Annotated in this window: 21 protein-coding genes; 12 read left to right on the top strand and 9 right to left on the bottom strand. The window is 69.0% G+C overall.

Features of this window, described 5'->3' with window-relative positions; all coding sequences use genetic code 11:
- Positions 1 to 119: 119 nt before the first annotated feature.
- Entirely contained in the window at positions 120 to 677 is a 558-nt protein-coding gene (locus tag BM066_RS06290; RefSeq protein WP_143093664.1) for a hypothetical protein, read from the top strand.
- Here BM066_RS06290 and BM066_RS06295 read toward each other — a convergent pair.
- Positions 674 to 1516 (bottom strand): class I SAM-dependent methyltransferase, encoded by an 843-nt coding sequence (locus BM066_RS06295; RefSeq protein WP_089925461.1) that lies wholly within the window; start codon positions 1514 to 1516, stop codon positions 674 to 676. The two genes, BM066_RS06290 and BM066_RS06295, sit on opposite strands and share 4 nt — an antisense overlap.
- A 65-nt stretch (positions 1517 to 1581) precedes the next feature.
- On the opposite strand from BM066_RS06295, the gene BM066_RS06300 reads away from it, so the two are divergent.
- From BM066_RS06300 to BM066_RS06310, 3 genes are all read left to right on the top strand, one after another.
- Entirely contained in the window at positions 1582 to 2007 is a 426-nt protein-coding gene (locus tag BM066_RS06300; RefSeq protein WP_255367496.1) for a helix-turn-helix domain-containing protein, read from the top strand.
- 47 nt (positions 2008 to 2054) lie between these two features.
- Positions 2055 to 3104: a lysine-2,3-aminomutase-like protein gene (locus tag BM066_RS06305; RefSeq protein WP_089925465.1), complete on the top strand. Its 1050-nt coding sequence runs from the start codon at positions 2055 to 2057 to the stop codon at positions 3102 to 3104.
- Positions 3105 to 3262: 158 nt separating this feature from the next.
- Complete coding sequence (locus BM066_RS06310) at positions 3263 to 6400, top strand: PD40 domain-containing protein (RefSeq protein ID WP_089925467.1); 3138 nt, start codon at positions 3263 to 3265, stop codon at positions 6398 to 6400.
- 71 nt (positions 6401 to 6471) lie between these two features.
- Here BM066_RS06310 and fba read toward each other — a convergent pair whose 3' ends face one another.
- The 4 genes from fba to gap form a co-directional block, all read right to left on the bottom strand.
- The gene (fba, locus tag BM066_RS06315; RefSeq protein WP_089925583.1) at positions 6472 to 7563 is read right to left on the bottom strand and encodes a class II fructose-bisphosphate aldolase; all 1092 of its coding nucleotides are present in this window, start codon (positions 7561 to 7563) and stop codon (positions 6472 to 6474) included.
- Positions 7564 to 7785: 222 nt separating this feature from the next.
- Positions 7786 to 8976 carry a phosphoglycerate kinase gene (pgk, locus tag BM066_RS06320; RefSeq protein WP_089925470.1) on the bottom strand — a complete coding sequence of 397 codons (1191 nt, stop codon included), beginning with the start codon at positions 8974 to 8976 and terminating at the stop codon, positions 7786 to 7788.
- A gap of 38 nt (positions 8977 to 9014) precedes the next feature.
- Positions 9015 to 9293, bottom strand: coding sequence for a hypothetical protein (locus tag BM066_RS06325; protein WP_089925474.1), 279 nt, complete (start codon positions 9291 to 9293; stop codon positions 9015 to 9017).
- A 34-nt stretch (positions 9294 to 9327) separates the two neighbouring features.
- On the bottom strand, positions 9328 to 10335 hold the full coding sequence (gene gap / locus BM066_RS06330) for a type I glyceraldehyde-3-phosphate dehydrogenase (protein WP_089925477.1): 1008 nt from the start codon (positions 10333 to 10335) through the stop codon (positions 9328 to 9330).
- A gap of 229 nt (positions 10336 to 10564) precedes the next feature.
- Between gap and BM066_RS06335 the strand changes: the two genes are divergently transcribed.
- Together BM066_RS06335 and BM066_RS06340 are read left to right on the top strand one after the other, a co-directional pair.
- On the top strand, positions 10565 to 11017 hold the full coding sequence (locus tag BM066_RS06335; protein WP_089925481.1) for a DUF4164 family protein: 453 nt from the start codon (positions 10565 to 10567) through the stop codon (positions 11015 to 11017).
- 3 nt (positions 11018 to 11020) lie between these two features.
- Positions 11021 to 11347, top strand: a complete 327-nt coding sequence (locus BM066_RS06340) for a cell division protein ZapA (RefSeq protein WP_012284839.1) — start codon at positions 11021 to 11023, stop codon at positions 11345 to 11347.
- 66 nt (positions 11348 to 11413) lie between these two features.
- On the opposite strand, the gene BM066_RS06345 is transcribed toward BM066_RS06340, so the two are convergent.
- Positions 11414 to 11755: an endonuclease domain-containing protein gene (locus BM066_RS06345; protein WP_089925485.1), complete on the bottom strand. Its 342-nt coding sequence runs from the start codon at positions 11753 to 11755 to the stop codon at positions 11414 to 11416.
- A gap of 137 nt (positions 11756 to 11892) precedes the next feature.
- The gene (locus tag BM066_RS06350; RefSeq protein ID WP_089925488.1) at positions 11893 to 13056 is read right to left on the bottom strand and encodes an aminotransferase-like domain-containing protein; all 1164 of its coding nucleotides are present in this window, start codon (positions 13054 to 13056) and stop codon (positions 11893 to 11895) included.
- Between the two features lie 72 nt (positions 13057 to 13128).
- Here BM066_RS06350 and BM066_RS06355 point away from each other — a divergent pair, with 72 nt between their 5' ends.
- The 3 genes from BM066_RS06355 to BM066_RS06365 all read left to right on the top strand — a co-directional run bounded on the left by BM066_RS06355 (position 13129) and on the right by BM066_RS06365 (position 15375).
- Positions 13129 to 13569 (top strand): MarR family winged helix-turn-helix transcriptional regulator, encoded by a 441-nt coding sequence (locus tag BM066_RS06355; protein WP_089925491.1) that lies wholly within the window; start codon positions 13129 to 13131, stop codon positions 13567 to 13569.
- A gap of 355 nt (positions 13570 to 13924) precedes the next feature.
- Complete coding sequence (locus BM066_RS06360; RefSeq protein ID WP_089925494.1) at positions 13925 to 14548, top strand: 5-formyltetrahydrofolate cyclo-ligase; 624 nt, start codon at positions 13925 to 13927, stop codon at positions 14546 to 14548.
- Positions 14549 to 14553: 5 nt separating this feature from the next.
- Positions 14554 to 15375 (top strand): TIGR00282 family metallophosphoesterase, encoded by an 822-nt coding sequence (locus tag BM066_RS06365; protein ID WP_089925497.1) that lies wholly within the window; start codon positions 14554 to 14556, stop codon positions 15373 to 15375.
- On the opposite strand, the gene BM066_RS06370 is transcribed toward BM066_RS06365, so the two are convergent.
- Positions 15372 to 15884: a hypothetical protein gene (locus BM066_RS06370; protein ID WP_143093665.1), complete on the bottom strand. Its 513-nt coding sequence runs from the start codon at positions 15882 to 15884 to the stop codon at positions 15372 to 15374. The two genes, BM066_RS06365 and BM066_RS06370, sit on opposite strands and share 4 nt — an antisense overlap.
- Between BM066_RS06370 and BM066_RS06375 the strand changes: the two genes are divergently transcribed.
- Entirely contained in the window at positions 15871 to 16284 is a 414-nt protein-coding gene (locus BM066_RS06375) for an organic hydroperoxide resistance protein (protein WP_089925503.1), read from the top strand. The two genes, BM066_RS06370 and BM066_RS06375, sit on opposite strands and share 14 nt — an antisense overlap.
- A 129-nt stretch (positions 16285 to 16413) precedes the next feature.
- Here the strand turns inward: BM066_RS06375 and BM066_RS06380 are convergent, their stop codons facing one another.
- Positions 16414 to 16725, bottom strand: coding sequence for a hypothetical protein (locus tag BM066_RS06380; RefSeq protein ID WP_089925508.1), 312 nt, complete (start codon positions 16723 to 16725; stop codon positions 16414 to 16416).
- 108 nt (positions 16726 to 16833) lie between these two features.
- Between BM066_RS06380 and BM066_RS06385 the strand changes: the two genes are divergently transcribed.
- Together BM066_RS06385 and BM066_RS06390 are read left to right on the top strand one after the other, a co-directional pair.
- Complete coding sequence (locus BM066_RS06385; RefSeq protein ID WP_089925510.1) at positions 16834 to 17589, top strand: YebC/PmpR family DNA-binding transcriptional regulator; 756 nt, start codon at positions 16834 to 16836, stop codon at positions 17587 to 17589.
- 203 nt (positions 17590 to 17792) lie between these two features.
- Positions 17793 to 18482 carry an MgtC/SapB family protein gene (locus BM066_RS06390; protein ID WP_089925513.1) on the top strand — a complete coding sequence of 230 codons (690 nt, stop codon included), beginning with the start codon at positions 17793 to 17795 and terminating at the stop codon, positions 18480 to 18482.
- Positions 18483 to 18551 lie beyond the last annotated feature (69 nt).

Here is an 18551-nt window from a genome sequence, read left to right on the forward strand (position 1 = left end):
ATCCAGCGATTCTGCGGTGATCGGTCAGGTCGCGTTCGGCGGGTGTCGCGGGTGGACCAGGCGCTGTGGACGCCGGTGCCGGAGACGCGCTAGCGTCGCGGCCGGGCAGGGGGATCAGCATGGACAGACGCAGGGTGCTAGGCTTTGGCGCGGTGCTGGCGGCGATGGGCGGCAAGGCGCGCGCCCGGCCGAAGGACTGGCCGCCCACGCCCAAGTGGCGACCCTCGTTCGCCCAGCCTCTGGCCGCCGTGATCGACCGGATGCGCTACTATACCGATCAGGCGCGCGACTTCGCGGTGTTCCGGAATGGAACCTGCGCGCTGCTGGAGGCCGGTCTTTCGGACGCCGAGGCGAAGACCGCCGCCAACGCGATCCTGGGCGAAGTCTTCCACGCGCACCCCGACATGAATCCGCTGCGGATGGACGACGGCAACGTCATGGTTCGATTCAGCCAACCGGCGCTCAACATCGTGGTGCTGACGACCGTCGCGCGCGCGCACTGGGCCGAGATCGAGGCGCGCCACAAGGACGGCCTGGTCCGGGGCGAGGTCATGCTTTCACCTCAGGGACAGAACGTCTTCGACGATCGGGGGAAGATGGGGCTGTTCGGCCGGGCCCTGATGTTCATGGACGCCCAGGCGCCCGAGATCGTCCGGATCGAGCGTCGATCAGCCTAATCGCTGTTGCGGGCCTTGATCATCCAGCACGCCGCTGTGAATCGCGCCACGCCGTCGGACACGAAGGGCTCGAACCCCCGTCGCACGGCCGCGATCACCACGTGGCGGCGGTCCGGCTCCAGGCTGGGCAGCACCAGGCTGACCGGCCCCATGCGGGTGGCGTAGATCTCCAGGTCCTGCGCCGGGACCACGCAGGCGAGGTCCAGCGGCGCGAGGTCCACGTCCCGCCAGCCGGCCGCCGACAGGATCCCGGCCACCCGGTCCGGGTCGGCGAAGGCGAACTGGCCGGGGGCGTTGGGGTCGCGCGGCGGCGCTTCGGGCAGCAGCGGGGCGGCGGCGCGTTCGGCGGCGGTCATGAAGGGGTTCGCCGCCATGCCGCGCCAGGCGATCATCGCCAGCCGGGCGTCGTCCAGCGCGGCGCGGCGCAGGTTGGCGAAGGCGGCGACCGGGTCGTCGAAGAACATCACCCCGAACCGCGAGATCACCGCGTCGAAGCGGGCGGGCTGGAAGGCGTGCAACTGAGCGTCGGCGACCACGAAGTCGGTGTTGTCGGCGCCCATCTCGACCGCCCGCCGCCGCGCCAGTTCGACCAATGGGACCGACAGGTCCAGGCCGGTGCAGCGTCCTTGCCCACCCAGGCTCCGCGCCACGGCGAAGGTGGTCGCGCCGGCCCCGCAGCCGACGTCGAGCACGTCCCGCGCGCCCTGGACCGCCTCGACCAGCGGCTGCTCGAACGGCGCGAGCAGGCGGTCGAGCATGGCGTTCTGCTCGACCCAGTTCTGGCCGGCCTGGTTGTTCCAGAGCTCGGCCTGGGCCTGGTTGGCTTGCGGCTGCGTCACGCGATCCTCCTTGCCTTCGATGTCGGGCTTGGAGGAAGCTACGACTTCAAGTTCACTTGAGGTCAATGGTGAAACTGCTCGACATCGCCCAGGTCGCCGCCGCCACCGGCATGGCGGCCTCGCGGCTGCGCTTCTACGAGGAGAAGGGGCTGATCGCCTCGGTCGGCCGGCGGGGGCTGAAGCGCCTGTTCGAGCCCGACGTGATCGAGCGCCTGTCGCTGATCGCCCTGGCCCAGACGGCCGGTTTCTCGCTGGACGAGATCGCCGGCATGGTCGACGAGGCGGGCCGGCCGCGCCTGGACCGCGCCCAGCTGGCGGCCAGGGCCGACGACCTGGACCGGACGATCCGCCGCCTGGGGGCGCTGCGCGACGGCCTGCGCCACGCCGCCGCCTGCCCCGCGCCCAGCCACATGGAGTGCCCGACGTTCCGGCGGCTGCTGAAGGGCGCGGTCGAGACCCGGCGGCGGACGTTTGTCGAGGACCTCGGCTGAGGCGCCGCATTGCCCCGGACGGCCTAATCGGCCATATCCCGCGCCTCATGACCGCCGCCCGCACCCTTCGCAGCGCCGCCGCCCTGGCCCAGGCCGGCCTGATCGCCCCCGAGCGCCTGCCGGCGCTGGAGGCGGTGGCCGCGCGCTATGCGGTGGCGATCACCCCGGCCATGGCCGAGCTGATCGACCCGGCCAACGAGAGCGACCCGATCGCCCGCCAGTTCCTGCCCGACGCGGCCGAGTTGCTGGAAAACCCGGGCGAGGTCGCCGACCCGATCGGCGACGCGGTCCACAGCCCGGTCGAGGGGATCGTCCACCGCTATCCCGACCGCGTGCTGCTCAAGCCCACCCACACCTGCGCGGTCTATTGCCGGTTCTGCTTCCGCCGCGAGGTGGTGGGGCCGGACGGCGCGGCCAACCTGTCGCCCGACAAGCTGGACGCCGCCTTCGCCTACATCGCGGCCCATCCGGAGATCTGGGAGGTGATCGTCACCGGCGGCGACCCGCTGGTGCTGTCGCCGCGCCGGCTGCGCGACCTTTCCCAGCGGCTGGCGGCCATCGACCACGTCAAGGTCGTGCGCTTCCACACCCGCGTACCGGTGGTCGACCCGGCGGCGATCGACGACGCCATGGTCCAGGCGCTGAAGGCCAGCGGCAAGACGGTCTATGTCGCCCTGCACGCCAACCACGTCCGCGAGCTGACGCCGGCGGCGCGGGCCGCCGTCGCCCGGATCGTCGACGCCGGGATCCCGATGCTGAGCCAGACCGTGCTGCTGAAGGGCGTCAACGACGATCCGGAAACCCTGGGCGCCCTGATGCGCGGCTTCGTCGAGAACCGGATCCGGCCCTACTATCTGCACCACGGCGACCACGCGCCGGGCACCGCCCACCTGCGGACCACGGTGGCGGAAGGCCGCGCCCTGATGCGCGCCATCCGTGGCCGGTTCTCGGGGCTCTGCCAGCCGACCTACGTGCTCGACATCCCCGACGGCCACGGCAAGGTCCCGATCGGCCCGGACTACCTGGCCGTCGACGGCGAGGTCGAGGACCCGAACGGCGGGGCGCACGTGTATCCGCCGTTTCGCGCCGACAATTAGATCAACCTCGCCGCGCTTGCGCTGAAGTTGCAGGAAGCGTTGCTTTTCGTTTACCACGCTCTAGCTTAGCCGTTCGGGGACGGGCCGGCGCGGGGGGATGAACGCCCGCGGGCGTTGTCCTTCGTCAGGCTCGCGGTGGTGAAGGCGTCGGGGGAACTATGAGAACGATCGTGGGCGGCGCGGGCGACGAGGTGCTGACCGGAACCGACCTGGCTGCGGCCGTCGCGCTGTTGGCGTTGCCGGGCATCGGCTTCGAGGAGATGAACGCGCAGTGGTCGCCGGACGGCACGAAGATCTTCTTCCAGACCGGCGCCATCGGCCTGATCCCCCAAGACCAAAACTACAACACCGACGTCTATATCCTCGACGTCGCCACGAGGGTCCTCGGCCTCGCCACGGCCGGCGCGGGCTTCAACGCCGATCAGAGGAGTTTCAGTCCCTCAATCTCTCATGACGGCAAGCGGCTGCTGTTCCTCGCCGCGGACAGCAGCGGCTCGTCGGCGGGACCGCTCTATGTCCGGGACCTGACCACGGGCGTCGTGAGCGCCATCGACCTGGGCGCCCGTCTCGACGTCGACATGGCCCGGTTCTCGCCCGACGGGACCAAGATCGTGTTCACCGACTCGGACGCTCCGCGCCACGAGAGGGTCAAGATCAAGGATCTGGTCACTGGCGCGGTCACGCTGGTGGCCGACGAGAGCCTGACTCCTTCGTTCTCGCCGAACAGCACGAAGGTCGTTTTCGCCAGCTGGACCGACTTCGGCGCCGGCTACAACGGCTACGCCCAGATCTATGTTAAGGATCTGGGCACGGGTGTCGTCACCCAGGTTTCGACCAGCGCGGCGGGGGTCACGGGCGACAGGGAGGCCCGCAATCCCGTCTTCTCGCCCGACGGCACGAAGCTGCTGTTCGAAAGCGACTCCAGCAACCTGGTCGCGGGCGACACCAACGGGCGCTCGGACATCTTCTTGAAGGACCTGGTCACGGGCGCCGTCACACGCGTCTCGACCAGCGCGACGGGCGCCCAGGGCAACGGCTACTTCACCACGGACGCGAGGTTTTCGTCGGATGGCGCGAAGGTGCTGTTCAACACCAATTCCACCAACCTGGTCGCCGACGGCCTTGGCGGCGGCTTCTTCCTGAAAGACCTTGCGACCGGGGGAGTCGCCAGGGCGACGGGCTGGTCGATGAACGGCGTCTCGGAGGGCGCGGCCTTCTGGGCCATCTTTTCGCCAGACAATACGCACCTGGCCTTCATGGCCAGCTCGCCGACCGGGGTCGACACGATCTACCTGAAGGACCTGAACAGCGGCAACGACCTGATCACCGGCGGCGGCGGTCATGACAAGATCACGGGGCTGTCGGGCGACGACGAACTGCGCGGTGAGGATGGCAACGACCTTATTCTGGGAGACGACAACGTCTTTGGCACGCCGGACGGCAACGACAGGCTTTATGGCGGCGACGGCAATGACGTCCTGATCGGCGGCCGGGGGAACGACGTCCTGGATGGCGGCGTCGGAGACGACATCCTGCTGACCGGCATGGCGGCGGGGGCGATGAACGCCGGCGTGGCGGCGACAGGCCCCTACGCCAATGTGGACGGCGGCAACGACCGGCTGGACGGCGGGGCCGGCCAGGACCGGGGCATCCTCCTCTACAATGATCGCACCGCGCCGGTTGTCTTCAACAACAGCGACACCGCGGCGGTGAACACGATCTGGGTCGGCGGCGTGGCCAGTGGGTCCGTGACCAATGTCGAGCGCATCACCTTCCATGGCGGCCAGGGCGCCGACATCATCACCCTCGGCGCCGGCGACGACCTCATCTGGGGCCTGGGCGGCGCGGACCTCCTGGATGGCGGGGCCGGGATGGACACCGCCGCCTATGGCGACAAGACCCAATCGGTGTTGGTCGCCCTGAACAGCTTGGGCGACGCGACCGTTTATGTCGGCGGCGTGGCCGAGGACACGCTGCGCAACATCGAGGGCGTGTCCGGCGGCCTGGGCGCCGACACGCTGATCGGCGACGGCCTGGCCAATCTGCTGGGCGGAGACAGTGGCGACGATCGCCTGACCGGAGGCGGCGGCGCCGATCTGATCGACGGCGGCGCGGGCCGCGACACCGCCGTCTACAGCGACAAGGCCCAGGCGGTGGTGGTGACCCTGAACGGCGCGACCGACGCCGCCGTCACGGTGGGCGGGGCCGCCGAGGACACCTTGCGCAATGTCGAGAACGTGATCGGCGGACAGGCGGGCGACATCCTGACCGGCGACGGCGCGGACAACGTCCTCGACGGCGGGGCCGGGGCCGCAAGCGACGTGCTGCACGGCGCCGCCGGCATGGACACCTTGATCGGCGGGGCCGGCGACGACCTGCTGGACGGCGGCGCGGATGTCGACACCGCCTCCTACGCCGCGGCGACCGACGGCGTGACCGTGACCCTGGGCCTTTCGGGCGCCCAGGACACCGGCCAGGGCGTGGACACCCTGGTCTCGATCGAGGTGGTCGAGGGATCGGCCTGGAACGACGTCCTGACGGGCGACAGCACGGAGAACGGCCTGATCGGCGGCGCGGGCCAGGACTGGTTGCAGAGCCTGAACGGCGCGGACGTGCTGTCGGGGGGCGACGGCCACGACAGCGTCTGGGGCGGGGCGGGCGACGACGTCCTGGACGGCGGGATGGGCGACGACACGATCGACGGGGGAGCCGGCGACGACACGGCCTCGTATCTGACGGCGCTGTCCGGCGTGGTCGTCGATCTGCGGATCGTCGAGGACCAGAACACCCGGGGCGCGGGAACCGACACTCTGATCTCGATCGAGAACCTGGTCGGGTCGGCCTTCGGCGATGTCCTGACCGGAACCCTGGACGCCAACCGCATCGACGGCGGCGGCGGCGACGACGTCATCGCTGGGCGAGGCGGCGACGTGTACTCGCCCGACGGGCTGGGCGACGTGCTCACCGGCGGCGCCGGCGCCGACACCTTCGTCTTCACCTATCGCAATGGGCCCTCGGACCGGATCACCGACTTCGTGCAGGCCAGCGCTGCGGGGCCGGGCGCCGCGCACGACATGATCGACCTGTCGGCCATCGACTCCAACACCAAGGTGGAGGGCCGCCAGGCCTTCCACCTGAACGGCCAGACCGGCCACGCCGGCGATATCCAGATTTCTTATGACGCGGCGGGGGCGACCTGGATTCTCGCTTACATCGACGACGGCCCGGGCGCCGATATCGCCATCACGCTGGACGGCTATCACGTGGGCCTGACCGCCGCCGACTTCATCTTCTGAATGAAAAAAGGCCTCCCGGCTTTCCGGGAGGCCTTCCTCGTCTCGCCTGGTCTCGGCGAAGATCGCCGGCCCTACTCCGCCGCCGCCTTTTTCGCCGCGGCGCCGAACTTGGCGTTCAGTTCGCCGGACACGTAGCGCTTGGCCATAGTCGCGGTCGACAGCGGCTTGATCTTGTCGGCGTGGCCGGCCGAGCCGAACTGCACGAAGCGATCCTGGCAGACCTGGCGCATGGCCTCCTTGGCCGGCTTGAGATAGGCGCGGGGGTCGAACTCGTGCGGCTTCTCGGTCAGGATCTTGCGGATCGCGCCGGTGATGGCCAGGCGGTTGTCGGTGTCGACATTGACCTTGCGCACGCCGTGCTTGATGCCGCGCTGGATCTCCTCGACCGGCACGCCCCAGGTCTGCGGGATGGCGCCGCCGTACTGGTTGATGATGTCCTGCAGCTCCTGCGGCACGGACGAAGAGCCGTGCATCACCAGGTGGGTGTTGGGCAGGCGCTGGTGGATCTCCTCGATCACGTGCATGGCCAGGACGTCGCCGTCCGGCTTGCGCGTGAACTTGTAGGCCCCGTGGCTGGTGCCCATGGCGATGGCCAGGGCGTCGACGCCGGTGCGCTCGACGAACTCGACCGCCTGGTCCGGGTCGGTCAGAAGCTCGTCGTGGCTGAGCACGCCCTCGAAGCCGTGGCCGTCCTCGGCCTCGCCCATGCCGCTCTCCAGCGAGCCCAGCACGCCCAGCTCGCCCTCGACCGACACGCCGCAGGCGTGGGCCATCTCGACCACCTTGCGGGTGACCTCGACATTGTACTCGTAGGTGGCGGGGGTCTTGGCGTCCTCCATCAGCGAGCCATCCATCATCACCGAGGTGAAGCCGTACTGGATCGCCGTGGCGCAGGTGGCCGGGCCGTTGCCGTGGTCCTGGTGCATGCACACCGGGATGTTGGGATAGATCTCGGCCAGGGCGTCGATCATCCGGGCCAGCATGATGTCGTTGGCGTAGTTCCGCGCCCCGCGCGAGGCCTGGATGATGACCGGGGAGTTGACGGCTTCCGCCGCCTCCATGATCGCCAGGCCCTGTTCCATGTTGTTGATGTTGAAGGCCGGCAGCGCATAGTCATGCTCCGCCGCATGATCCAGCAACTGTCTTAGCGTGATCCTCGCCACGTGATTGTTCTCCTGCAAGCGTGAAGTGTCGGGGTGGTTTCTTGTTTTTGGGGCTTTGACGCTTTTGCGTTCTTTGCCCGGTCGATCACGTCGGGTTTCCTCCGGTCCCAACGGTGGAAGCTTATCCCGGGTTTCCTCGGCCCCGGTGGTCGAATGATGTTTTGCCGGATTGGCTCCGGTCTCCCATGCCGGTTTCCCCGGCCTTCGCCGGGGAGCCCGTTTCTAGACCTCGAGGGCCGCGACGCCCGGAAGCGTCTTGCCCTCCATCCATTCCAGGAACGCGCCGCCGGCGGTCGAGACGAACGTGAAGTCCGCCGAGACACCGGCGTGGTTCAGGGCCGCCACGGTATCACCTCCACCGGCGACCGCGACGATCTTACCCGCTTTCGCGAGTTTGGCGGCGTGTTTTGCCGCCGAAACGGTCGCTTCGTCGAACGGCGGCACCTCGAAAACGCCCAAAGGGCCGTTCCAGATCAGCGTCTGGCTCGAATCCATGGCTTCGATCAGCCGCTGGGCGCTCTTGGGGCCGGCGTCCAGGATCAGGTCGTCGGCCTGGACTTCGGACAGTTCGCGGGTCTCGGCGTCGACGCCCGGCGCGACCTTCTTGGCCACCACCACGTCGATCGGCAGCAGCAGCTGGCAGCCGCTCTTTTCCGCCGTGGCGATGATCTGGCGGGCGGTGTCGGCCAGGTCCTTCTCGCAGAGGCTGCCGCCGACGTCGTGGCCCTGGGCGAACAGGAAGGTGTTGGCCATGCCGCCGCCGATCGCCAGCCGGTCCAGCTTGGCCACCAGGTTGTTGAGCAGGTCCAGCTTGGTCGAGACCTTGGAGCCGCCGACGATGCCCAGCACCGGCTTCTTCGGGTTGCCCAGGGCGGCGTCCAGGGCGTCCAGCTCGCGCTGCATGGCCAGGCCCGGATAGGCCGGCAGCAGCCGGGCCAGGCCCTCGGTTGAGGCGTGGGCGCGGTGGGCGGCGCTGAAGGCGTCGTCGACATAGAGGTCGCCGTTTTCGGCCAGCTGGGCGGCGAAGGCGGGGTCGTTCTTCTCCTCGCCGGCGTGGAAGCGGACATTCTCCAGCAGGGCCACGCCGCCGTTCTCCAGGCCGTCGACCACCGCCTTGGCCGCTGGACCGACGCTGTCGCTGGCGAAGGCCACTTCCTGTTCCAGGAGCTTGCCCAGCGGCTCGGCCACGAAGGCCAGGCTCATCTCGGGCACGACCTTGCCCTTGGGGCGGTCGAAGTGGGCCAGCAGGACGACCTTGGCGCCCTTGGTCGACAGGTAGCGGATGGTCGGCAGGGCCGCGCGCAGCCGGGTGTCGTCGGTGATCGCCCCGCCGTCGACGGGCACGTTGAAGTCCACCCGGACCAGGGCGCGCTTGCCGGCGAGATCGGCGGTGTCGAGGGTGCGGAAGGGCATGCGGATAGGTCCTTGAGCCGGGCTGCTTGGATGGTCGTCTAGGTGCCCATCACGTACCAAGAGGCGCCCGAATGGGGACCCTCGGGTGCGCTGACTTCGACGATTTCAGTGAAATGGACGCGGGCGTCCTTGGATTTCTGGTCGGCCGCGACCTGGAACACGGGCTCGCGGCGCAAGGCGTCAAGCGCGGCGAGTTCGGCCTCGTCCGAAGACGAGGCCTCAACCCAACGCGTTGCGTAGAAGCCGACTGGAGTGTCGCTGTCGAGCAGAACGCCCGGAAAGTTCTCGCCTTCGATGAAGCACTTGAACCAGGGCATTCGGGGCGCTCGCGACCTCCTGTTCGTTTCGGCTTTAGAGGAACTTCGCCATTTCCAGAGCCGTGTCGCTCATGCGGGTCGCGAAGCCCCATTCGTTGTCGTACCAGCTGAGCACGCGGACCAGCTTGCCCTCGATGACCTGGGTCTGGGGCAGGGCGGCCGTCGAGCTGGCGGCGATGTGGTTCAGGTCGGAGGAGACCAGCGGGTCGGTGGTGGTGAACAGCACGCCGTTCATCTCGCCGTCGGCGGCGGCCTTCAGGGCGGTGTTGACCTCGTCGACCGTGGTGTCGCGCGACGGCACGACCTTCAGGTCGATGACCGAGACGTTCGGGGTCGGCACGCGGATTGAGCTGCCGTCCAGCTTGCCCTTCAGGGCCGGCAGCACCAGGCCCAGGGCCTTGGCGGCGCCGGTGGAGGTCGGGATCATGCTCAGGGCCGCGGCGCGGGCGCGGTAGAGGTCCTTGTGCATGGTGTCCAGCGTCGGCTGGTCGCCGGTGTAGCTGTGGATCGTGGTCATGTAGCCGCGCTCGATGCCGACCAGGTCGTGCAGCACCTTGGCCACCGGGGCCAGGGCGTTGGTGGTGCACGAGCCGTTGGAGACGACGATGTCGTCGGCGGTCAGGGTCTCGTGGTTGACCTTGTAGACGATGGTCTTGTCGGCGCCGTCGGCCGGGGCCGAGACCAGCACGCGCTTGGCGCCGGCCTTCAGGTGCAGGGCGGCCTTGTCGCGGGCGGTGAAGATGCCGGTGCACTCGAAGGCGATGTCGACGCCCAGGTCCTTGTGCGGCAGCTCTTCCGGATTGCGGATGGCCGTGACCTTGATCTTGCCCAGGCCGACGTCGATCCAGTCCTCGCCCGAGGTGACGACGCCCGGGAACCGGCCGTGGACGCTGTCGTAGCGCAGCAGGTGGGCGTTGGTCTCGACGGGCCCGAGGTCGTTGATGGCGACGACCTCGATGTCGCGGCGCGCGTGCTCGGCGATGGAACGCAGGACGAGACGTCCGATCCGGCCGAAGCCGTTGATGGCGACGCGAAGAGCCATGAGGTCTTTCTCCTAACGAGCGTCCGGCCGAGGCAGCCGGCGTTACCTTGATTTTGCAGCGCGTTTTGCGGTGCGGGGCGGGGAAGTCAACCCCAAGAAACCTGTGCGAGCGCTCACATTGGATGACCTATTGTTATCCGCGCGGTTTCGTCGCCCAATTGTCGCCATGGCAGGTGGCGAAGCAGGCCGCAGTCTATATGTTGCGCTGCATGACCGTTGGACGATGCCGATGACCCCGGGCGAAGGGAACGCCCTCGAACTGGCCGCGCGACGCCTGGAGCGCGCCGTCAGCCAGCTGGAGCAGAAGATCACGGCCGAGCGCACCGCGCGCCTGGCCGCGTTTTCGGCCGCCGCCGCCGCGGCGTCGTCGGGGCCTGCGTCCGACGACCCGGGCCTGTTCGACGCCGACGCCCAGGCCCTGGCGGAGTCCAAGGCCGCGCGCCTGGCCCTCGACCTCGAGGCCGCCCGGGCTCGCGAGAAAGCGCTGGAGGAGGCCGGCGAGCAGGCCTCCGAGGCCCTGGGCCGCGCCATCGCCGAGATCCGCGCCGCCCTGGGAGACGAGAGCCTGATCACCGAAGGCGTCCATGACGACGACGAGGACGGCGGGGACGAGGGCGCTGACGCCGGCGACCTGTTCGGCGGCCTCGACGACGACGACGGCGTCACGGAAAGGGAGGCCTGAGCCATGGCCCAACTGACCATCCAGGTGAACGGCCGGCCCTACACCGTCGGCTGCGAGGACGGGCAGGAGGCCCACCTCTTGGAGATCGCCCGCCTGTTCGACCGTCAGGTCCGCCAGGTCAGCCAGGACGTCGGCCAGTTGGGCGAGACGCGGCTGTTCCTGATGGGGGCCCTGCTGCTGGCCGACGAGCTGTCGGACCTGAAGCTGCGCCTGGCCCACGCCCAGTCGGAACTGGCCCGCCTGCAGACCGAACAGACCCGCGTCGAGATCCGCGCCATAAAGGCCCTGGACGCCGCCTCCGAGAAGATCGAGGCGCTGGTCCAGGGGTAGAGTTGAATCCCTCTCTCTAAGAGAGAGGGAGGGGCCCGCCGCCGAAGGCGGTGGGAGGGTGAGAGGTTACACCCTGTCCGAACGGAGCACGGTCAGGATGTCGTCGCCGACTCCACCGAGATCGGCCAGGACCCGATCGTTGGGAAACCTTAGGACCATGTATCCGAACAGCTCCAGCGTCTGGGTGCGGCGCTCGTCATAGTCCTCACGCCCCTCATGGGCGGCGCCATCCAGCTCGACGATCAGCTTGCCCGCCTCGCAGACGAAGTCGGCGAAGTAGCGGTCTATCGAGACCTGCCGCAGGAACTTGAAGCCGCCCAGCTGGCGATTGCGCACCAATTTCCAGAGCGCCTTCTCGGCCAGGGTCTGGTTCTGGCGAAGGCGGCGAGCGTTGGCGGTCGCATCCATGGCGTCAGCTTGAGCGCGCCCTTCGGGACGGGGCAACCGAAGGAATCGAGATTTTCCGGCCAGCGGTGAAACCTCTCACCCTCCCACCGCTTCGCGGCGGGCCCCTCCCTCTCTCCAAGAGAGAGGGGTCGTGGTCGCTACGTCCGCTCATCGGCTCTCGCCATCTCCCCCAGCGCCTCTCCGATCACCGCCAGCCCGCGCTCCGCCGCCTCCGGTTCGGCCAGGCTGAAGTTCAGGCGGATGGTGGGACTCGCCCCGCCCTCGGCCAGGAAGTGGCTGCCAGGGGTGAACAGCACGCCGCGCTCGACGCAGCGCTTCAGCAACGCCTCGACGTCGACCCCGTCGGCCAGGGTCAGCCAGAAGAACAGCCCGCCCGGCGGCAGCGCCCAGGACGCCTTGTTGCCCAGATGCCGGGTCAGGGCGTCGGCGAACGCGTCGCGCTTCGTGCGATAGAGGGCCGCGACCTGGTCCATCCGCGCGGCGCGGCCAGGGTCGTTCAGATATTGCAGCACCATCCACTGGCTGAGCCGGTTGGTGTGCAGGTCGGCCGCCTGCTTCAGCTGGACCAGCAGCGGGAACAGGTCCGGCGAGGCCGTCAGGTAGCCCAGGCGCAGGCCGGGGGCGACGGTCTTGGAGAACGAGCCCTGGTAGATCCACGAGCCGCTCGTCAGGCCGGCGCAGACCGGCCGGCGCTCGCAGGGCTCGTAGACCAGGTCGCGATAGGGATCGTCCTCGAACAGGATCACCTCGTGGGCCTGGCAGGCCGCCGCCATCGCCGCGCGCTCGTCGGCGGTCCAGCAATGGCCGCTGGGGTTCTGGAAGGTCGGGATGACATAAGCCATTGAAGGCGGGGCCATCGACGGCGGCGCGTCGGCCCAGCCGGCCCCAGGGGCGCCCCGGTCGATGATCTCGAACCGCGCGCCGTAGAAGCGGAACACCTGCAGGGCGGCCAGGTAGGCCGGCGACTCCACGGCCAGGGTCGTGCCGGCGTCGACCACCAGCTTGGCGGCCAGGTCGATGCCCTGCTGCGAGCCCGACAGCACCATCACCCGGTCGGGCGCGGTGTCCAGGCCCAGGGCGGCCAGGTCCTCGGCGATGCGGGCGCGCAGGGCCGGCTCGCCTTCGGTGGGGCCGTATTGCAAGAGATCGCGCGGCGGCGGGGGCAGGTCCAGGCCGGCGAAGGTCTCGGGCGAGGGCAGGCCGCCGGCGAACGAGATCATGCCCGGGCGCTGCGACACGTTCAGCATCTCGCGGACCGGCGAGGGCTTGATGTCCGAACTGCGCATCGACAGCCGCGCCATGGCTCACCTCTCAACAGTGTCAATGATCTTGACCTATCGACACGATGAACGCGTCCGACCTATTGTGTCAATATGGTTGACCTGGATGATCCTGCCCCGTCGGACGATCTGCACGCCGCGATCGAGCAATTCTATTTCGCCTATCGCGGCTTTACCGATCGGCCCGACCGCATTCTGGAGCGGCGGGGCCTGGGTCGCGTGCACCACCGCATCCTCTATTTCATCGGCCGCCGGCCCGACGTTTCGGTGCGCGGCCTGCTGGACCTGCTGGCCGTCAGCAAGCAGGCCCTGAACGCGCCGCTGCGCCAGCTGATGGAGATGGGCCTGGTCCGCGCCGAGGCCTCGCCGGACGATCGCCGAGTCAAGCGGCTGGGCCTGACGCCCGCCGGCCGCCGGCTGGAAGCCGAACTGACCGAAGCCCAGACCCGCCACCTGCGCGCGGCCTTCGACCGGGCGGGGGCCGAGGCCCAGCGGGGATGGAGCGCGGTGATGGGGGAGATGGTGAAGGGGTGAGGCTCACCCGCTTGCCCTCACCTGACCGCTGCGCGGTCTGTCCGCCCCCATAGGGGGCGGAGCGCTCTTCCCCCTCTGGGGGAAGACGGTCGCGCGGCGACCCGTAGGGGCAAGTGCGACAACGCCCCACTGGCGCCCGAGCCCTCGAACGCCTATCTTCCTCAGCGGCGGGTCAGCTGTGGCCCTCGTCGAAGATTTCTATTCCCAGGGACCTTAATCTCTCTATCGGGATCTGTTCCCTCCCGTGGCCGTGGCTGCGGGAACACGGAGCCCACCTGTATCAAACAGGTTCGAGCGGATTGAAACGTCTTCACGGTTCTTCACGGCGCCGCCACCTTTCCCCCATATAGCGGTCATGGCCCTCAAAGACCTCGCCGCCGCCAAGACCGCCTTGCGGATGTTGGTCCGCAATCGCCGGCGGGAGCTGGCGCGCCAGCATCCCGAGGCGGACTGGAAGCTCGTCGACGTGGCCCGCGGGCCGCTGACGGCGCGGTTCCCCGATCCGCGCGGCAAGGTCGCGGCCGTCTATCACGGCCTGGGCTCGGAGCTTTCCGCCCTGGCCCTGGCCGACTGGCTGGCCGAGGCCGGCTGGACCCTGGCCCTGCCCAGCGTCGAGGGCGCCGACCCCGATGACCCCGACGGTCCCGCCGGCCGCATGGTGTTCCGCCGCTGGAGGCCCGGCGAGACCCTGGTCCGCGACGCCATCGGCCTGATCGCTCCCGCCCCGGAAAACCCGATCGTCGAGCCCGACCTGGTGGTCGCGCCGCTGCTGGGATTCGACCGTCAGGGCCGCCGCCTGGGCCAGGGCGGCGGCTATTACGACCGGGCGCTGGAGGCCCTGCGCGCCCGCAAGCGCGTCTTCGTGCTGGGCCTGGCCTATGTGGGCCAGGAGACACACGGCCTGCCCGATGAGCCGCATGACCAACGATTGGACGCCATCCTGACGGAAAGCGAGTATATCGCCGTCCAAGAGGACTGAGATTCATGCGTTTTGCTTTCTTCGGCGACGTCGTGGGCAAGTCGGGCCGCGACGGCCTGGCCGACCACCTTCCCGCCCTGCGCCGCCAGCTCCAGCTGGAGTTCGTGATCATCAACGCCGAGAACGCCGCCGCCGGCTTCGGCATCACCGAGAACACCGCCCGCGAGCTGTTCGAGGCCGGGGCCGACTGCCTGACCCTGGGCAACCACAGCTGGGACCAGCGCGAGGCCCTGACCTACATCGTGCGCGAGCCGCGGCTGATCCGCCCGGCCAACTATCCGATCCTGTCGGACGCCCCGGGCCGCGGCAGCCACCTGTTCCAGACCGAGGGCGGCCGGACCATCATGGTCATCAACCTGCTGGGCCGGGTGCACATGGACGCCATGGACGACCCGTTCGCCGCCGCCGACCGCGAGCTGGACAAGGCCCCGCTAGGCCAGGTGGCCGACGCGGTGGTGGTCGACATGCACTGCGAGGCCACCTCCGAGAAGATGGCCATGGGCCACTATTGCGACGGCCGCGCGTCGCTCGTCGTGGGGACCCACACCCACGTGCCGACCGCCGACGCCCAGATCCTGCCCGGCGGCACCGCCTACCAGACCGACGCCGGGGCCTGCGCCGACTATGACAGCGTGATCGGCAACCAGAAGGACGAGCCCCTGCGCCGCTTCACCACCAAGATCAGCGGCGGCCGCTATACGCCGGCCTCGGGCCCGGCCACGGTCTGCGGCGTGTTCGTCGAGACCGACGACCGCACCGGCCTGGCGGTCCGCGTCGAGCCGATCCGCGTGGGGGGAAGGCTGAAGGAGACGGTGCCGGAGGTCTAGGGGACGGGGGTCTTCTCGGAAACCGGTCCGAGCCACCGCCAGCCGCCGTCCTCGTCGCGTTCATAGCGCACTGTGGCGTGGAGCAATGGGCCCGTGCGATAGTGGCGGTACTGGACGGCGCAGACGGCGATGTCGGGCTGGTCGCTCCAACGGCAGCGGCCGCCACGCCAGTGCGACGGCAGGAAGGTCCCGTGAATTCCCTCGGCCTCTAGAGCCATGCTTTCCAGGAATTGAGCTCGGCTTTCGGCGTCGGCCAATTGTCGGTCCGACAAGGCGAAAGTTCCGGTCGACGCGCAGCCGGCCGTCGTCAGCGCCAAGGCGATGAGCGTCGCGCGAAGGCATATCGGGTTGGCATGCTGGTCGATCGCGAACATCGGCCAAGCTTCGAACGCCATGGTCGCGTGGTCAACCTGCAGATGTTCGCCGCTTGCGCCTGTCACATATCGGGTCGCAAGGTTCACGCCGATGATCTCATCGTTCCGAAGGAGCCCTCCCATGACCGACGCCATCTACACCGCCCACGCCCACGCCGTCGGCGGCCGCCAGGGCACGGCCAAGTCCGACGACGGCCATCTGGACGTCAAGCTGGCCTTCCCCAAGTCGATGGGCGGCGACGGGAACGGGACCAATCCCGAGCAGCTGTTCGCGGCCGGCTACAGCGCCTGCTTCCTGGGCGCCCTGGGGCTGGTGGCCCGCAACCAGGGCGTCAAGCTGGGCGAGCACAGCCTGGACAGCGAGGTCGACCTGATCAAGGACGACACCAGCTTCCACATCGGCGTGCGCCTGACGCTGAACGCCCCGGAGCTGGACCGTGAGACGGCCGAGAAGCTGCTGCACGCGGCCCACGAGGTCTGCCCATACTCGAAGGCCACGCGGGGCAACGTGGATGTCGAGCTGAAGGTGGCCTGAGTCCTAGCGGTCAACGCCGTGCGTGGTCCTCGTCCTTCGACAAGCTCAGGACGAGGACTATTTTCCGGACCTGGCAGTCGAAAAACCTCATCCTGAGCTTGTCGAAGGACGAGGTTTTTCCCGCGCTCCCTAGCGCCGCCGATTCCCCTCCGACACGCGATGGACGATCAGCTCGTCGATCTCCAGCCGGCGGAAGCGGGCCTTGCCGACGGACAGACGCCCGATGGCCAGGGCGCCGATGGCCAAGGCTCCCACCACTAGAGCGCCCACCGCCATGCCGCCCAGCGCGGCCGCGCCCGTCGATAGCGCCCCGGCCGTCGCGGCGCTCGTCGCCATCGCGGGAGGCCTGCCGGCCGCATGGATCGCGTCCTGGTCCTGCGCTTCGAGCGCCCCGATGCGGGCCGGGTCGAACGGTTCGGACAGGAAATCGGACGGGGTCATCGAGCGTCTCCAGCGCGGTCTTCCAAGCTTGGAGGATGACAATATGGGGCGCCAGGCGCTAGAAGCGCGCCCTACCTTTCACATCGCAGACCAGAGAAGAGCCTCCGAATGGCCGGCCACTCGAAATTCAAGAACATCATGCACCGCAAGGGCCGCGCCGACGCCGCGCGCTCCAAGCTGTTCTCCAAGCTGTCGCGGGAGATCACCGTGGCGGCCAAGGCGGGCCTGCCCGACCCGAACATGAACCCGCGCCTGCGCCTGGCCGTCAACAACGCCAAGGCCGAGAGCCTGCCCAAGGACGTCATCGACCGCGCGATCAAGAAGTCGCAGATGGGCGACGCGGCCGACTACACCGAGATCCGCTACGAGGGCGTCGCGGCCGGCGGCGTCGGGATCATCGTCGAGGTGCTGACCGACAACAAGAACCGCGCCGCCGCCAATGTCCGCTCCTATTTCACCAAGATGGGCGGCAACATGGGGGCCACCGGCTCGGTGACCTTCAACTACGACCGCGTCGGCCAGATCAGCTATCCGGCCAAGGCCGCGTCGGAAGACGCGATGATGGAGGCCGCCATCGAGGCCGGCGCCGACGACGTGGTGTCGGACATGGACGAGGAGGGCGAGGGCCACACGGTCTACACCGCCTTCGAGGACCTCAACGAGGTGGCCGCCGCCCTGGAGGCCAAGTTCGGCCCGGCCGCCAACACCAAGATCGCCTGGCGCCCCAAGAGCCAGGTCCCGGTCACCGGCGACGCCGTGGCCACCCTGATGAAGCTGCTCGACGCCCTGAACGAGGACGACGACGTCCAGGACGTCTATTCCAACGAAGAGATCAGCGACGAGGACGCCGCGAAGCTGGGCTAGGTCATTTTCCTTCTCCCCTTGCGGGAGAAGGTGTCGGCGAAGCCGACGGATGAGGGGTCTCTCAAACATCGAACGCCGCGCCCAGCCTGACCGCTGGACGCGGCGTTTACGTTTATCGCCCCTCACCCGACCTCGTTCCGCGAGGCCGCCCTCTTCCGCAAGGGGAGAGGGATCACCACGGAACTTCATCCGTTCACCCCTCCATGGACGCGCCCCTGCAGCTGGCCCTCCCGATCCTCGGCGCCCTGGCCGCCGGCGGGGCGATCGGGTTCGAGCGGGAGTATCGGGCCCGGCCGGCGGGACTGCGCACCCACATGCTGGTGGCCCTGGCCTCGGCCCTGCTGATGCTGGGGGCCGTGCACCAGATCACCTGGCTGGAGGGCGCGCCGAACGAGGTGGTGCGCATCGATCCGGTCCGCATGGCCCACGGCATCCTGACTGGCGTCGGCTTCCTGTGCGGCGGGGTGATCTTCCAGCAGGGGGCCTCGGTGCACGGCCTGACGACGGCGGCGTCGCTGTGGATCACCTCGGCGATCGGCACCCTGTTCGGGGTGGGCCTGTACGAGCTGGCGGTCGGCGGGACGGCGCTGTCGCTGGTGGTGCTGAGCGCCGCCCGCTGGCTGGACCGCCACATGCCGCAGAAGAACTTCGCCGAGATCACCGTGCGCTCGCGCCGCGAGGCGGTGATCGACGAGCCCGAGCTGCGGCGGATGCTGCAAGCCTTCGACCTGGAAGGCGCCCGGGTCTGCCAGGCCCTGGCCGAGGGCGGGGCGGTGTTCGAGCTGTCGGGGCCGTTCTCGGGCCGGGGCGCGCTGCGCCTGGACGCGCTGTCGGCCGCCCTGCGCGCCGACTCGCGCGTGCTGGAATTCACCATCCGGCCGCGCAAGGACTGAAGATCCCGGGGTGTCGCCTGGGCGCGGCCCAGGGCGCCTCTGCGCTTGAGCTGGGCTGAAATCCCAGGC

Source organism: Caulobacter sp. UNC279MFTsu5.1 (assembly GCF_900114015.1).
In the GTDB taxonomy this organism is placed as follows: domain Bacteria; phylum Pseudomonadota; class Alphaproteobacteria; order Caulobacterales; family Caulobacteraceae; genus Caulobacter.